Origin of the sequence: Wolinella succinogenes DSM 1740 (genome assembly GCF_000196135.1) — a bacterium.
Classification (GTDB): domain Bacteria; phylum Campylobacterota; class Campylobacteria; order Campylobacterales; family Helicobacteraceae; genus Wolinella; species Wolinella succinogenes.
Genome location: NC_005090.1, coordinates 1577679 through 1592494 on the forward strand (window position 1 = coordinate 1577679; position 14816 = coordinate 1592494).

General features: G+C 47.5%; 17 protein-coding genes. 2 read left to right on the forward strand and 15 right to left on the reverse strand.

What is annotated here, in order from left to right; all coding sequences use genetic code 11:
* Positions 1–1740: an ATP-binding protein gene (locus tag WS_RS07820; RefSeq protein WP_011139474.1), complete on the reverse strand. Its 1740-nt coding sequence runs from the start codon at positions 1738–1740 to the stop codon at positions 1–3.
* Between the two features lie 39 nt (positions 1741–1779).
* Positions 1780–2646, reverse strand: a complete 867-nt coding sequence (locus WS_RS07825) for a cation diffusion facilitator family transporter (RefSeq protein WP_011139475.1) — start codon at positions 2644–2646, stop codon at positions 1780–1782.
* A gap of 194 nt (positions 2647–2840) precedes the next feature.
* On the opposite strand from WS_RS07825, the gene WS_RS07830 reads away from it, so the two are divergent.
* Positions 2841–3179, forward strand: a complete 339-nt coding sequence (locus WS_RS07830) for a hypothetical protein (RefSeq protein ID WP_041571868.1) — start codon at positions 2841–2843, stop codon at positions 3177–3179.
* A gap of 27 nt (positions 3180–3206) precedes the next feature.
* Here WS_RS07830 and WS_RS07835 read toward each other — a convergent pair whose 3' ends face one another.
* From WS_RS07835 to flgB, 4 genes are read right to left on the reverse strand one after another with little or no spacing between them, the layout of a single operon-like run.
* Positions 3207–4967, reverse strand: coding sequence for a peptidoglycan D,D-transpeptidase FtsI family protein (locus WS_RS07835; RefSeq protein WP_011139477.1), 1761 nt, complete (start codon positions 4965–4967; stop codon positions 3207–3209).
* Positions 4968–4979: 12 nt separating this feature from the next.
* The gene (gene fliE / locus WS_RS07840; RefSeq protein WP_011139478.1) at positions 4980–5282 is read right to left on the reverse strand and encodes a flagellar hook-basal body complex protein FliE; all 303 of its coding nucleotides are present in this window, start codon (positions 5280–5282) and stop codon (positions 4980–4982) included.
* 18 nt (positions 5283–5300) lie between these two features.
* Positions 5301–5795, reverse strand: a complete 495-nt coding sequence (gene flgC / locus WS_RS07845) for a flagellar basal body rod protein FlgC (protein WP_011139479.1) — start codon at positions 5793–5795, stop codon at positions 5301–5303.
* Between the two features lie 28 nt (positions 5796–5823).
* Positions 5824–6261 (reverse strand): flagellar basal body rod protein FlgB, encoded by a 438-nt coding sequence (gene flgB, locus WS_RS07850; RefSeq protein ID WP_011139480.1) that lies wholly within the window; start codon positions 6259–6261, stop codon positions 5824–5826.
* A 149-nt stretch (positions 6262–6410) separates the two neighbouring features.
* On the opposite strand from flgB, the gene WS_RS07855 reads away from it, so the two are divergent.
* Positions 6411–7571 carry an FtsW/RodA/SpoVE family cell cycle protein gene (locus WS_RS07855; protein ID WP_041571869.1) on the forward strand — a complete coding sequence of 387 codons (1161 nt, stop codon included), beginning with the start codon at positions 6411–6413 and terminating at the stop codon, positions 7569–7571.
* A gap of 5 nt (positions 7572–7576) precedes the next feature.
* Here WS_RS07855 and WS_RS07860 read toward each other — a convergent pair whose 3' ends face one another.
* The 9 genes from WS_RS07860 to surE form a co-directional block, all read right to left on the reverse strand.
* Complete coding sequence (locus WS_RS07860) at positions 7577–8122, reverse strand: isochorismatase family protein (protein ID WP_011139482.1); 546 nt, start codon at positions 8120–8122, stop codon at positions 7577–7579.
* A gap of 70 nt (positions 8123–8192) precedes the next feature.
* Positions 8193–8984 carry a M15 family metallopeptidase gene (locus WS_RS07865; RefSeq protein WP_011139483.1) on the reverse strand — a complete coding sequence of 264 codons (792 nt, stop codon included), beginning with the start codon at positions 8982–8984 and terminating at the stop codon, positions 8193–8195.
* Positions 8985–8986: 2 nt separating this feature from the next.
* Positions 8987–10426, reverse strand: coding sequence for a methyl-accepting chemotaxis protein (locus tag WS_RS11250; RefSeq protein ID WP_011139484.1), 1440 nt, complete (start codon positions 10424–10426; stop codon positions 8987–8989).
* The gene (locus tag WS_RS07875; RefSeq protein ID WP_011139485.1) at positions 10401–10910 is read right to left on the reverse strand and encodes a PAS domain-containing protein; all 510 of its coding nucleotides are present in this window, start codon (positions 10908–10910) and stop codon (positions 10401–10403) included. The genes WS_RS11250 and WS_RS07875 overlap by 26 nt, the downstream gene beginning before the upstream one ends.
* A gap of 111 nt (positions 10911–11021) precedes the next feature.
* Complete coding sequence (locus WS_RS07880) at positions 11022–12341, reverse strand: MATE family efflux transporter (protein ID WP_041571870.1); 1320 nt, start codon at positions 12339–12341, stop codon at positions 11022–11024.
* A gap of 2 nt (positions 12342–12343) precedes the next feature.
* Positions 12344–13216, reverse strand: a complete 873-nt coding sequence (locus WS_RS07885) for a carbon-nitrogen hydrolase (protein ID WP_011139487.1) — start codon at positions 13214–13216, stop codon at positions 12344–12346.
* Complete coding sequence (locus tag WS_RS11035) at positions 13217–13384, reverse strand: hypothetical protein (RefSeq protein WP_164997300.1); 168 nt, start codon at positions 13382–13384, stop codon at positions 13217–13219.
* Positions 13385–13386: 2 nt separating this feature from the next.
* Positions 13387–14037 (reverse strand): tRNA threonylcarbamoyladenosine dehydratase, encoded by a 651-nt coding sequence (locus WS_RS07890; protein WP_011139488.1) that lies wholly within the window; start codon positions 14035–14037, stop codon positions 13387–13389.
* Positions 14028–14807, reverse strand: coding sequence for a 5'/3'-nucleotidase SurE (gene surE / locus WS_RS07895; RefSeq protein WP_011139489.1), 780 nt, complete (start codon positions 14805–14807; stop codon positions 14028–14030). The genes WS_RS07890 and surE overlap by 10 nt, the downstream gene beginning before the upstream one ends.
* Positions 14808–14816 lie beyond the last annotated feature (9 nt).

Genomic DNA, 14816 nt, shown 5'->3' on the forward strand with positions numbered 1-14816 from the left:
TTATACCACAAATCCCATCGATTTCTCGCTATCAAAGTTACCTGATAGCTCCTTTTGGATCTCCTCCTCAAAATCATGAAGCAAAAAGAGGGGTTTCTCCTTGGCAGCAACCTTATAGGCCGTATTTTTCACCACAAGAGTGATCTGGCCGCCCGTGAGTGCATATTTGGTGAGCTTCTCAATGGAGAATCCCTCCTCAAATTGAGCGTTTTTAGGAAGAAGGCGCTTCCAGAGCTCTAGGCGCTGCTTCTCATCAGGCTTTTTAAACTCAATCTTATAGTTAAAACGCCGCGAAAAGGCGCTATCAATGGTCTCTAAAAGGTTGGTCGTGGCGATGAGGATTCCTTCAAATTTCTCAATCTGCTCCAAGAAGATATTTTGCATTTGATTGTGCATCTTCTCCGCACCCCCTGCGCTGGATGAGGTTCGGGTGCTGAGAAACTGATCAGCCTCATCCAAAAGCAAGATAGGCTCATTTTTGCTCTTTTGGGAGAGCTCTTTGTAGGTGTCAAAGATTTTGCGAACATTCTTCTCGCTCTCCCCCACATACATGGAGAGAATCTTGGAGCAATCAAAGCTGAGCACGGGCTTTTTGAGTGACTTGGCCAGTGAGAGCGCCGTCATGGTTTTGCCTGTCCCTGCGGCTCCATAGAGGATGATTTTGGCATCAATTCCTCTTCGTTTGTCTTTGATTCCCCACTCTTTAAGGAGGTTGACCACACGCACATCAACCTGTTTAAGAAGACTATTGAGCGTCTCTCGTGTCTTTGGGTGAAGCACCACATCCTCTAGGCTTGTCTTTGGCTCGATAAACTCAAAAATATCTTGCTCTTTGATGAGCGATTCGAGTTTGATTTTTTGGCGCTTCTTTTTCTTTTGAGGATGGGTGATTTTTTGCAAAATATCCTCAGGAATAAAGAAGGTGCGAGAGATTCCCCCAAAGGGAGTGAGCATCTCGTCATAATCGATGATGGCGCTATCGACTAGCTTGCTCTTCTCATCCAAAAGCGCTCGATTCTTGATTCGATCATACTCATCCTCACTCACTAGGTCAATGAGGCTGTTCATGTCGCGCATCTGATCATCGCTCCCTGCATACTCCTCTTTCAAAAGTGCGATAAAGATCGTGCGCTCCTTCTCATTCAGCCCACACTCTTTGAAAAACCCCTCCAGCTCCATCTCTTTGTCCGTGATCAAGACACGCTCTTTGATGCGCTCTTCAAGAAGCTTGAGCTTATATTTATTGCGCCCCAAAGAGGGAGAATCTTGTGTGTGACTCTGCTTGAGTGAATTGATCTTGTGCAAAAGGTCGATTCTTAGGAACTGATCCTTGAGGTATTCGAGGTGATCATCATAGGGGGTCACCTCTGGCAACTCCATGTGAATCTCCCCATCTTCAAGAAGCTTAAGAAAAGTGGAGCTAAGCGAGATAGAACTGTTGAGAAGCTCTAAAATCGCCACATCATTGAGTTTGACATGGAGAAAGCTGTTTTGGATAATCCAACCAAGCTCTAGCAGATTTTTGATGCTCTTGAGGAGTTTGAGATGCTCAAATCCCTTGCCCTCTTCCTCAAAAAGCGTCCCTAGAATATCAATCGCCACCAAATCATCATTCCCCTTGAGAAGCTCTAGCGTCATGTAGCGAAGAATCTCCGCCTCCTCCATGGAGCATTTGAGATGGGGGTAGATAGCCGTAGAGGAGAGGTCGGCAGCATGAATGAACTCAAAAAGGTGTTTCAATCCGTTTCCTTGCATAAAATTGGTGCGAGTATATCACATTTAAGAATCATCGAAAGGATCAAGATGCACCGTGATGCTCCAGCGCACCCCTTGATCTAGCGCCTCAATCGCCGCCTCGATTCTATCAGAGACGGCGTGTGCTTCCACCAGCATGAACTCTCGCCCAAACACCAAATGGACATCGACAAAGCGATCACTCCCCGCCTCGCGAGTTTTGAGATGGTGGAAGCTGCTCACCTCAGGACAAGCCGCGATGATGGAGCGAATCTTCTCGGTCATCTCCTCGTCCATCGCTTTATCCAAGAGCATCCAAACTCCCTCCTTGATGAGACCATAGGCGGAATAGATAATATAAAAGGCAATAAGGATTCCAAGCACTCCATCAATGAAGTGATACTCCGTCCAAGCGATAAAACCTAGAGAGAAGAGAATCACGCCATTGCTCAAAAGATCCGTCTGATAGTGGAGCGCATCGGCCTTGATGACCATGTTTTGGCTTTTTTTGGCCACATAAAGAAGGAAAAGCACCAAAGCCAGCGTCACGACAAAAGAGATTCCCATTACAATGATAGAGGGGGTGAGGTGCGAAACCTCCTCGCCATAGTAGAGTTTTTGGATTGATTCATAAAGAATAAAAAGCCCCGAGAGCGTGATAATCGTCCCTTCAATGACGCTCGCTAGCGCTTCGATTTTGCCTCGTCCATAGTTAAAAGTCTCATCTGCGGGCTTTTCAGAGTTGTGAAGGGCGACATAGTTAAAGAGCGAGATGGTCAAATCCAAAATCGAATCAATCGCCGAAGCCAGCACCGCCACCGAACCACTCGCCAATCCCACCACAAACTTGATGATCGCAAGCGTTCCTGCGGTGAGGCTAGAGATGAGGGTGGCTTTCTTTTGGAGGGTCATAAACTATCCTGTGAATATCTTTTTCAAAAGCTTGATTCTACCCAATATCGACTTGGAAATCCTCCCATGCAAAGTCTGTTTCTTAAACTAGGATCTCTTTTTATGTTATAAAATAAACTTATTTTTAAATTTTATTTTAAAGTTCTTTCGATACGATTTACTCACCAATCAACCTCAACCTAAGGATGGAACTCATGAAATTGTTGAAACTGATCTTCGCAGGATTTGTAGCGTTTTCTTTGATGTCAGGCGTAGCGTTTGCTGACCCCGTAAAAGGCCAAAAATACTACCTCAAAACCATGTCTAAACAAACAGGTCTTAAGGGCGACAAGTTTGCCGCATTGCACACTCAAGCGGAGTGGAAGAAGCTTTTTGAAAACAATGGCGAGGGCTTCATTAAAGAGATGTCGGCCAAGTTCCCCAGCCTAGCTGAATTCTTTGCTAGTGACAACTTTAAAAACAAAATCATGGAAGATCTAAAAGACTTCTGCATCCACTACGCTAGCGACAGCGGTAACGTTCCCTCTTGCTAACCCTTAAGCGCCGAGAGGTTTCTCCTCCTACTCGGCGCTTCTTCTATTGAGATACTTCTCCTGCACCAACAACTCCACAATACTCTTATAGACGGGCACCGCGGTGCGTGCTGCAAAATACTCCTCGCTCGCATCAGGTTCAAAAACCACCACACCAATCGTATAACGCGCTGAGCCATCCGCAGCAAAGCCAAAGAAGGAGCTGTTGTACATATTGACATACTTGCCCCCTTTAGCAATATGGGCTGTCCCTGTCTTGCCTCCGACCACGACCCCCTCTAGGGCTGCTCCCTTGCCCGTGCCGCGCTCCACGATCTTGACTAATAGCTCGCGCATTTTAAGGGTGGTCTCAGAGGAGAGAACGGGAATTCCTGCTTCGTGTTTGATTTTGTAGCGAATATCATTATTATCGATGATGTGCTCCACCACATAGGGATTAACCATCATGCCATTATTGGTGATGACATTATAGGATTTAAGCATCTGCATGAATGTCGCACGCATTCCATAGCCATAAGAGACAGTCGCCTTGTAGAGCTCATCGCGAAACATATTGACATTAGGAATCGTCCCAATCTTCTCATAAGGGAGGTCGATTCCCGTGGGCTCGGAGAATCCTAACAACTTCAAGCCATTAAAATATTGGCTAGAAGTGAAAGATTGAGCGATTTTAGCCATCCCGATGTTGCTAGAGAAGACGAGCACATCCTCAATAGTGGATTGGGCCACCTTATGAGTGTCAGTGATCACAAAGTTTTTGATCTTGTAGCGTCCATTGTGAAGCTCAACCGTGTGGTTGGGGTTGATGAGCTTTTGCTCCAAAAGGAGCGAGAATACAAGAGGCTTGATGATGCTTCCTGGCTCAAAGGATTGCTCAATGGCAGAGTTATTGAGGAATTTATACTCTTTTTGCTTGATGGAGTTGGGATTGAAGCGATTTGTGCTCGCTAGGGCGAGGATTTTTCCGCTCTCTGCCTCCATGATTCCTACAACAATCTCTTTAGCTTTGAGGCGCTTATTAGCTTCATCGACGATTCTCTCGACCTTTTTTTGAAGCTTCAGCGGCACGCTTAGCGCGACACTGTATCCATCAAGACGCTCTTTGAAGTGAGCGTCTTTATTGAGAATTACATTAAATCCAATATCGCGATCACCTCGCATGATTCCATCGCTTATGGGCTCAAGCTTGTCATCATAAGATTTCTCCACCCCTTTGACCCCGCTTACCCGCGTGATTCGCTTATCTTCTGTCTTTTGGACATAGCCGATGAGAGGCTCCATGGAGTTTTCATAGAGATAGTCGCGCTTCTCCCCGCTCTCTAGAATGGAGAGTCCATATTTAAAGACCCTCCCGTTTTTATCCTCAAACTCTCTGAAAACGCCATAGGTGTTAAGCTTGTAGGCAAGCTGCTTGAGATTAGCAGCTGTTTTGGAATCAATGTTGTAGGAGAGGACCACATTCCCCTCTTTTTGGAGGCGCGCTTTGAGCTCTTCTTTGGAGATTCCACTATAGATGGAGAAGAGATTGATGAAAAGCTCTTTCTTATCGGGATCGATATTATAGGTATTCACGATCGCCTTATAGAGCTTTTTACTAGAGGCGAGCACGAAGCCATCTTGGCTATAGATGGCTCCCCTAATGGCACTTTCTACTTTTTTGGTTTGGAGGGTTGGGAGTTTGCGGTCGGTTAGAATCGTGTAGTAGACGGTCGAGAGAAAAAGGAAGAATCCTAGGAGCAAAAACCCAAAGAGGACGAGAATCTTACTAGCTTTGGCGTATTGCTCCATATCAAGATGAGATTAAATCTGCGTCCTAAGAATCTCTTTATAGGCGCTTATGGCTTTATTCCTCACTTCAAGCATGAGCTTCATGCTATTTTCAGCCTTGCCAATAGCGATGGCGGCTTGGTGTAAATCTTTGACCTGTCCTGTAGCAATGTCCGCTAATGCCTTTTCACTCTCTTTTTGGAGGAGGTTGCCCTCATCAATAGAACCCTTGAGAATCTCGGCAAAGCTCTTCCCTTCGCTCTCTACGGGGCTAGACGTAGAGGAACTGGAGGTGGCGAGGCTAGTGACCTTATTTAAAGTGTTGATCTCTGCCATGATCTACTCCTTCAAGAGTTAAGCTTGGAACATGGTAAGCGCGGTGCTCGCCATGTTTTTAGCACTTTGGAAAGCGGATACGTTCGCTTGATACGCCCTCGTGGCTTCGATTAGATCGGCCATTTCCACGACGGGATTAATATTGGGATAGGCCACATAGCCTTCGCTATTGGCATCAGGATGGGAAGGCTCATACTTCATTCGAGGCTGCGAATCGTCTCGCACCACCTTATCCACATAAACACTCATAATAGAGGGTTTAGGCTCAAGCCCCCACTCATCCTCGTCAAGAGGATCTTCGTATTTTAGCAAATTATTGTTCTCTCCAAGCTTTTGGTTGAGCACTTCATCAAAGTCAAAAGCTTTAAAAATCACCTCTTTGCGTCGATAGGGACCGCCCTCATCGGTTCGTGTGGTGTTGGCGTTAGCGATGTTAGAAGAGATCATATTGACTCTAAAGCGCTGGGCTGAGAGTCCATATCCGCTAATATCGAAACTGGATAGAAATGCCATCTCTTTTCCTTCTTATCCTAATTCAAGCCTAGAGCGACTTGCTCGCTTCAATAGCGTAAGTAAAAATCGTTCCATGTTTTTTGAGGGAGCCCACAAGCGCCTGATACATCACGCTGTTTTTCCCAATCTCACTGCTCTCCACATCCAAATCCACGCTATTGCCATCATTTCTCGCCATGTGTCCATCACGGAAAAAAATGGTTCCTTTAGAATCGCTCGTGTCCATGGGCTCTAGATGCATAGCGTTGGTCTGCCCTAGTCCAAGCGTTTTATTCTGCTCATTAGAGAAGAGCTTTTGACTCTCGCTCGTGAGCACCTCTTCAAAGTTGATATCGCGAGGGCGATACATTGGAGTATCGACATTGGCGATGTTTGAAGAGATGAGGTCTTGGCGGAGCGAGCGATAGTCAAGCGCCTTGTAGGCGAGTTCTCTGGCTTGACTGTAGCTGTAGATGCTCTCACTCATGATCTCTCCTTGCTTTGGACTTCTAGGGATTTCCTAACTCTGAAGCAACTATTATTCCATAAAACTTCCCTCCCACGCAAGTTTCCGCCCCTTTTTTCGACAAAAAACCACGATCCATGGTAAAATAAAAATAAAATTTCGGATAATTCATGGCGGATCGACCCCTCTTTTTTCTCACCACACTAGCCATCACCATTGGAGTGATCTTCTCCTACTCCCTCTCAGCTTATGCGACCCTTTTTTACGGATACAACGAATTTCACTTTTTTATCCGCCAGCTCATTGCAGGAATCATCGGCATCTATCTCATGTGGCAAGTCTCTCGGTTTGACCCTGAAAAGCTCATCGTCAAGCTTGGATTCACTCTCTTTCTATTGTTCATGGTGCTTATGTTTGTGATGCACTACCTCCCTGAGAGCATGGCCACTAGTGCGGGTGGAGCAAAGCGCTGGATACGACTCCCCTTCTTCTCTCTCTCGCCTGTGGAGTTTTTCAAGATCGGTTTTGTGGTCTTTTTGGCGTGGAGCTTTTCGCGCAAATTTTCCCACACAACCAAAGTCCCCTTGGTGGATGAGATGAAGATTTTCGCCCCCTACGCTGCGCTCTTTTTGCTCGCTGTCTTTTTGATTGCCGTGTTGCAAAATGATTTGGGGCAGATCTTTTTATTAGGAATCACCCTCGCGCTCATGGTGGTTTTTGCAGGGAGCAGTTTTCGACTCTTTTTCTCCCTCTTGATGGGGGCATTAATACTCGCTATCGCCGTTATCATCAGTAGCGACCACCAAATCTTGCGTATCAAGCTTTGGTGGGCAAATGCTCAAAATTTCGTCCTCTCTATCGTGCCAGAGGGGCTTGCTAAATCCCTTCGTGTAGAGAATCTCCCCGAACCCTATCAAATCCACCACTCGCTCAACTCCATCCAAAATGGAGGATTCTTTGGTGAAGGGCTTGGTAATGGACTCATCAAGCTTGGATTCCTAAGCGAGGTTCACACCGATATTGTTCTTGCAGGAATTGCCGAAGAGACGGGCTTTGTCGGGCTCTTTTTCTGCACGCTACTCTTTTGCGCGATCATCTATCGAATCTTCAAAATCGCCAATCGAAGCGAAAACAATGTCTTCTATCTCTTTTGCGTGGGAGCAGGAATTTTGCTCTCTTTCTCTTTCATGATCAACGCCTATGGAATCTCAGGCATCACCCCCATCAAAGGAATCGCTGTCCCCTTTTATAGCTATGGTGGAAGCTCACTCGTAGCCAACTGCCTCGCGATTGGGATGATTCTCAGCATTAGTAAAAAGGCAAAGATGTAGCCCTCTTATTTGATGATTTTTAGCATCTCCCTAAATCGGTCATCTCCTGCCCTCTGAAGCCACTCTAGAAGAATCGATTCGCTTGTGGTGAGCCAAATACCCTCTTGCTCCATCCTTCTTAAAGCGATCTCTTTGTCTCTTGGATTTCTCGAATCGATGCAGTCACTCACCACCACGACTTCATAACCCAAGGCTTTGGCGTCAATGGCGGTTTGCAAAACACAGACATGCGCCTCGATTCCTCCAAGAACAAGCGTTCCCCTCCCCTGCGATTCCACTTCGCGGAGAATCGCCTCATCCGCCAAAGCACTAAAAGCGATCTTTTCAAAATAGGGCTTCTCGCTGCCAAGAAGGCTCCGTATCGCCTCTACACTCATCCCAAGCCCTTTGGTGTTTTGCTGGGTTAGAATCGTTGGAATCCCAAGGAGCTTCACCCCCAAAAGCCATCGAGTGGCTTGAATCAAAAGCGCCTCTTGATTAGCCATCGCTGGCATCAACCTCTCTTGATAATCCACCACCATCACCAAAGAATCTTCAGGTAAAATCCTCATCCCTCCCTCCTTTTTCTCCTATTTTAGCACGCTCCACTCTATTCACAAAACCCACACAAGAGTATCCCCTCTAGTGCGAGTGGCAGAGAATCTCAGGGCGATATTCAAAGTGCATCGTGTCATAGTGCCCCCACTTGCCACCCCAGATGAATCCCTCCCGCTCGAAAATCTCCACAATCTCTAAAGGGATGGTGTTCTCGTAGCGGACTTGACCTTTTTTCTCTCTATCCCAAAGCCAGTAGCGGCTCGCCTTGGGATCCAAATCCAGAGCGATTCCAAAACTATGCATACTCAAAATGGAGCTTCCCGCAATATGGCGCCAATAAAATCCTCCCGAAGGATGAAGTGCAATCGCTCTTAGAGACTCAGGGAGTTGCTCGATTTGACGAGAGATTCGCTCGATTCTTTGGTCGATTCCATTGATGGTAGTCACCTCCACGCTCACCCCTTTTTGGAGAGAGGGGAGCCATGGGACTCTTCTTAAAGAGCGTTTCACCTCTTTGGGTGTCGCTCCATAGATTCTTTTAAAGAACTCCATGGAGCGCAAACGACTCGAATCCTCTCCCATCCTCGGCACCTCAAATTCCCTTCCCTTGGGATAGGGAAAAGCGAATTGATCTTCAAGATCAGCCGCTAAAAAAGCCTCTTCATAACTCTTTGTCTCTCCATCATCCCAAAGCATAGAGGAGCCCTCTTTGAAATAGACACGATTCTCCTCTATTTTCTCAATCCAATCAGGATAGGAGCGAAGCAGGCAGGCCTGAGCGGGAGAGAGTGGCTCAAGCGCTCTTAGGGGGGAGAGAAGAGCCCCCAAAAGAATCACTCCGCCAAGCAGGGGGCGAAGAAGAGTGATCAAGGGCATTTTCAGGCGGCGGCTTTGATGTTGGCGTGTGCCTTTTGCAGAGTGGAATCAAGGAGTGCAAAGAGCTTCGCGCTCTCCTCTTCCATAATTTTGAGGTTGCTCACGATATATTCGGGCTTCTCTAGCGTGGTCTTCTCATCAATGCACTTGATGGAAGCTTGAATCGTCTCATTGATTCTCTCTCGCGGAGAGTCGATGAGCTTAAAGCTATCAATCATCCCAAAGCGTCGCATCGCATCGGGATCCTTAAGGCGCTCTGAGGTCGCCTCGCGCGTGAAGTCTTGGATCTTCTCGCCCTTGGTGAAGCTCATGTAGGTGTTGGCTTTATAGACGATGTGATCAATCTTGGAGACGATCATGAAGATTTGATTCTCCATATCCTCAGAGGAGGCAGAGAGCCTTCTTGCCTCTTGCTCTAGCTTCTCAAAGAGCTCTTTAAAGGAGCTCACCTCTTCATGTGAATGTTTGGCCAAATCCGTGATCCTCTCCGAATCATCCTCAATCACATCAATATCCTGTTGCATCGTCTGAATCGAGATTGAAATCTCCGTCGTCGCCTTGCGTGTTCGATCGGCCAGATTCCTCACCTCATCGGCCACCACCGCAAAACCTCGGCCATGCTCTCCCGCCCTCGCGGCTTCAATGGCAGCATTGAGGGCAAGCAGATTGGTCTGATCGGCAATATCCACAATAAGGCGAATCACCCCGCTAATATCTTTGGAGCGCTGAGCGAACTGCTTGATGGTATCGTTGCTGTTTTGGATCAACTCCATAAGCTCACTGATGTAGGCGGTGATTTTGACAATGTCCTCTTTGCTGCTTTGAGACTGCAAGGTGATCTCGGTAATATCCTTGGACATCTCCGCCATCATGGCGATATTGGAACTAAGGTCATCTTGCATCGTCTTGAGACCTTTATTGAGGTTCTCAGAGCTTAAGTCAGAGAGCTGCTTGCTTAGGGCGTTGATGCGGTTGAAGTTCTCATTCTCCTCCATGGCATCCAGCGCCAGATTGATTCCTTCGATATTAACCACAAATCCTCCCCTAAGCCCTTCAGGGAGTGCCTTACGGAAAAACTTCTTATCGCGGGCATACTCAACGGAGGTCTTGATCTCTCGCATGAACCCCTCAATCTGATCCAAGAGATTATTGAGATTCCAGCAGAGCTCACGAAGCTCCGCCCCATCGTTGATGTGCGTGATTCTCCCTTCAAACTCCCCATGCTCCGAATCTTTGACGATCCTAGCCACTGTGCTGATGGTGGTCTGGACTTTTTTGATGTTGACAAACATATACCACGCCAAAGCGAAGTTCGCTACGCTGATGATTCGCACATAGTCAAAGCCATAATGGATCACCTCCACTACAAGCGCCACCGTGAACGCCACGAGAGAGATGATGTTGGCGTATTGAATCTTAGAGAGAGAGGACATATTGTTCATAACTCATACCCTTGCTTTGAAGTATCTCTTGAAGTCGATTCATCCCCGATTCTATGCCACCTTGCTTCTCACACTCCAAAAGCTCAGCATAGAGAGCCTTAATCTGCTCAAGTGCCTGAGGACTGGGGGAGCGTCTCATGGAGTGGTATCCCACGATTTCACGCTTTCCATTGAATGAGGGGGTGATGTTGGCGAGCACCCAATAATAGCTTCCCTCTTTGCTGAGATTCTTGACATAGGCAAAAATCTCTCTCTTCTCTTTAAGAGAATCCCATAAAATCTTAAAGATAGTTCTGGGCATATCGGGGTGTCGGACGATATTGTGAGGCTTGCCAAGAAGCTCCTCTTCAGAGTAGCCGCTTAGACGAATGAATATCTCATTTCCATAGGTGATTCTCCCTTTGGTATCCGTCTTAGAGACGATAATGTCGCTCTTTTCAAAGTGCAACTCTCGCTCCAAAGGGAGGGGTCTGTTTCCCTGCATAATAGTGTGTGGCTCCATCAATCGTAGTTTGGTCATCTTGTGGACAAACGAGGATAATATAAGAAAATAACTTTATATTCCTTTACCTTTTGAGAGTGATTCCGAGGGCTCTTAGATATTCACACCCTTCCAAATGCCCCGCTTAAAAAGCGTCCAAAAGATCCAAGCCCGCCAAAACGTCTCAAGACTCAGTAGTGCATAAATCCATCCAAGAGGATAGCCTCTTGAAGCGATAAAGATCGCAGGAACAATCCGAATCCCCCAAATGGAGAGCGCATTGACCCAAAGTGTCACCTTGGTCGCTCCCGCTCCCCTTAGGGCTCCATCCAAAATAAAGACCATCGCCAAGGGTATCTGTGAAAATCCAATCATCCAAAGATAGAGGGCTCCTAAAGTGATCGTCTCGGCATCCTGACTAAAAAATCCTGTCAAAACTTCAGGAATAAAAATCATCCAAAGCCCAAGAATCCCCATGAAAATACCTCCAAGCCAAAGCGTCGCCCTCACGCAAGCCTCAGCCTCACTGGGATTCTTTGCGCCAAGATTCTGCCCCACAAGCGTCATGGCCGCCACCATAAAGCCAAAGCCCGGCATAAAAGCAAAACCCTCGATTCTAACAGCGATCTGATAGCCCGCCAACTCAGGTGTTCCATAGCTTGCCACGAGCTTAGTGATCACCAAAATTGATACAATCGTGAGACAGCGCTCCGCCCCTGAAGGAAGTCCAACCTTCACCCCTCTCTTGATGTAATCCAAAGAGACCTTCCCGCTCCAAGCCACGCTCTTTTTACCTCGCCAAAAGAGGTAGGTTAGAATCAAAAGCTCCAAGATATTCACCACTAGCGTTGAAAATGCCGCGCCAGAGACTCCAAGCTCAGGGAAACCTGCTTTTCCAAAAATCAAAAGATAGTTCAAGAGGGCATTAAGGAGAGAGGAGAGAAGCTTGATTACAAAAGGGGTTTTTGTGTCTCCACTGGCTGAGAGAGCGCTTACCATGACGGTTTTAAGGACAAACACAGGGGCTACAAAGATTAAAATTGAAAGATATTCCAATCCCAATCTTTTGGCTTCACTAGAGGTGCCAATCAGATCAAAAAAGCCCTCGTATGAAAAAAAGGCTGCACCAAAAAGCGGCACCCCAACCCCCAAAGCCGCCAAAGCCATCGAGCTAAAGGCCTCATTGGCCGCCTTAAAATCTTTCGCCCCAAAAAAGCGAGAGACCATCGCATTGGTGCCGACAAAAAAGACAGTCGTCACCACATAGATAAGCATGAAGTAGTTGAGCCCCACCCCAACGGCCACGGTCGCCTCCGTGGAGATCATACCGACCATCAAAAGATCAATTGCAATGGAGAGGATATCCAAAAGAGAGTTGAGGCCCGCAGGAATCGCTATAGCAAGAATCGCCTCCGCTCGGTGGCGATTTTGCAAGCTTAATCGAGGAAGCGCTTGGTCAAACCGTCGTAACACTCAATCCGTCGATCGCGCAAAAAAGGCCATATGCGGCGCACCTCTTCGGAGCGCTTCATATCCACATCCACCCAAATCACCTCTTCGCTCTCCATACTCCCAAGAGCTAGAGGTTCCCCCTGGGGACCAAAGGCAAAGCTGTGCCCCCAAAATCGAATCCCCTCCAGCACCCCCGAAGAATCCTTTTCAAAGCCCACTCGATTGACCGCCACCACAGGCAATCCATTGGCAACAGCGTGTCCGCGCTGGATAGCGATCCATGCCTCTTTTTGTCGCTCTTTCTCATCCAAATCATCCGCATCAAACCAGCCAATCGCCGTGGGATAGAGGAGAATATCGGCTCCTTTAAGCGCCATAAGTCGCGCCGCCTCAGGATACCACTGATCCCAACAGACGAGCACGCCAAGTTTTCCTAGCGAGCAGGAGATGGGCTCAAACCCCAAATCTCCAGGTGTGAAGTAGAACTTCTCATAAAAACCGGGATCATCGGGGATATGCATCTTGCGATAGCGACCCGCGATGCTTCCATCTTTCTCAAAAACCACGGCGGTATTATGGTAGATTCCAGCGCTTCGGCGCTCAAAAAAGGAGCCCACTAACACCACGCCCCCCTCCTTGGCAATGGAGGAGAAGATTCTCACATCTTCTTCGTAGAAAGAGGCGTAGTCAAAGAATCGCGTCTCTTCGCTTTGGCAAAAATATTCGCTCGTATGAAGCTCCTGCATCACCACTAGCTCAGCGCCCCCTTTGGAGGCCTCCAAGATAAGTTCGCGGCTTCTTTGGATGGTGGCCTCACGACTCCCATGAAAGGCTTGCTGGATGAGTGCTACTCTCATTTAATAGTCATCCCCTTCATATTCACGGGTTGGATCGCTATAGTCATCATCATCATAGTCATGGCGACCATAATCCTCGTCCTCGTCCTCCTCGTCATACTCCTCCTCTTCGCCCTGCTCCTCTTCATCATCGCCATAAGCCCAGAGCTTCTCCTCTTTAAGTTCCATTTTCACTCCTTGACTAAGATTTTGCGTATCGCTTCACTGGCTAATTGTAACCCAAAAGAGCCCGTGACCGCACTAAAACTCCCCAGTCCTTTACACTGAGGCGGTTCGGGACTAAAAACCACCAAAAAATCATCCTCAAAGCCCTCTTTTTTGAGCGCCTCCCTAAACTTTCTGGCAAACTTATCTCCATAGCTCTTCCAGATCGAATCGACTTTAATGTGGAGAGGATTAAGCTTTTTGGCACTTCCTGTAGAGCTAAGGAGCTTGGTGTGCGCTCTCTTAGCGAGAGCCACCTTGGCAGGAATATCATCAATCGCATCCACCACCACATCAAACTCCTCTAAGCTAAAGCCCTCCAAAAAAGCCTCATCCACATTCGCAACGATAGGCGTGACCCCCTCATAGCGCCTCGCTAAAGCCTCCACCTTCTTCTCTCCGAGCGCTTCAGAGCCGATCTGCCGATTCTGATTGGTCACATCAAACTCATCACAGTCAATAATCGTGATCTCTCCAACGCCCGTTCGGTAGAGAGAATCAAGCACGAAGCTGCCCACGCCCCCCACGCCAAAAATCACCACTTTGGAGCGTTGTATCTTCTCAAAGCCCTCTCCAAAGAGCACTCTAGTGCGGGAGAATCGATCCACTAAATCCACGCTTCAAGCTCCTTAATATCCTCATAGCTGGTGAGATCAAGCTTAATGGGCGTGATGGAGACATACCCCTCAGTGGCCACTTTGAAGTCCGATTCTCTTGCATTATTGCGCTCATTCCAAGCTAGAGGGTGAAGTCCCAACCAGTAGTGCTCCTCGCCCCTTGGGTTTCGGTGCAGATGCGCATCATTTCCATAGAGTCGATAGCCCATCTCGGTGACCTTGTAACCTTTAAACTCCTCAATTCCCACATAGGGAATATTGACATTGAGAAATTTTCGATCCCCCAAAGGAAATCCGCCCGAGAGAATCTTCAATGTAAGCTCGCGCACCACTTTTTTGGCTAGCGCAAAGTCAAAGCCAAAGGTGTTTTTATCGTGCAAAAGTTGCGAGAAGGCAACTGAGGGAATCCCATGGATCACCCCCTCCATCGCTCCACTAGCCGTGCCTGAGTAGGTGATATCCTCTCCCATATTGGAACCTAAATTGATTCCACTGATGATCAAATCAGGCTTGCTATGCTCCTCGTAAAGAGCGTTGAGCGCCAAATAGATGCAATCTGTCGGGGTTCCATCGCGTAGCTTATAAACATCATCATCAAGCTTAATGAATCGCAAGGGGCTAGTGAGCGTGAGCCCATGCCCGCAGGCCGATTTTTCATTCGCAGGAGCCACCACGGTGAGGTGAGCCACATCACAAAGCGCCTCTTTAAGCGCTAGAAGTCCAGGGGAATCAAAGCCATCGTCATTGGTGATAAGAATCCGTTTAAGCACGCGTTTCCT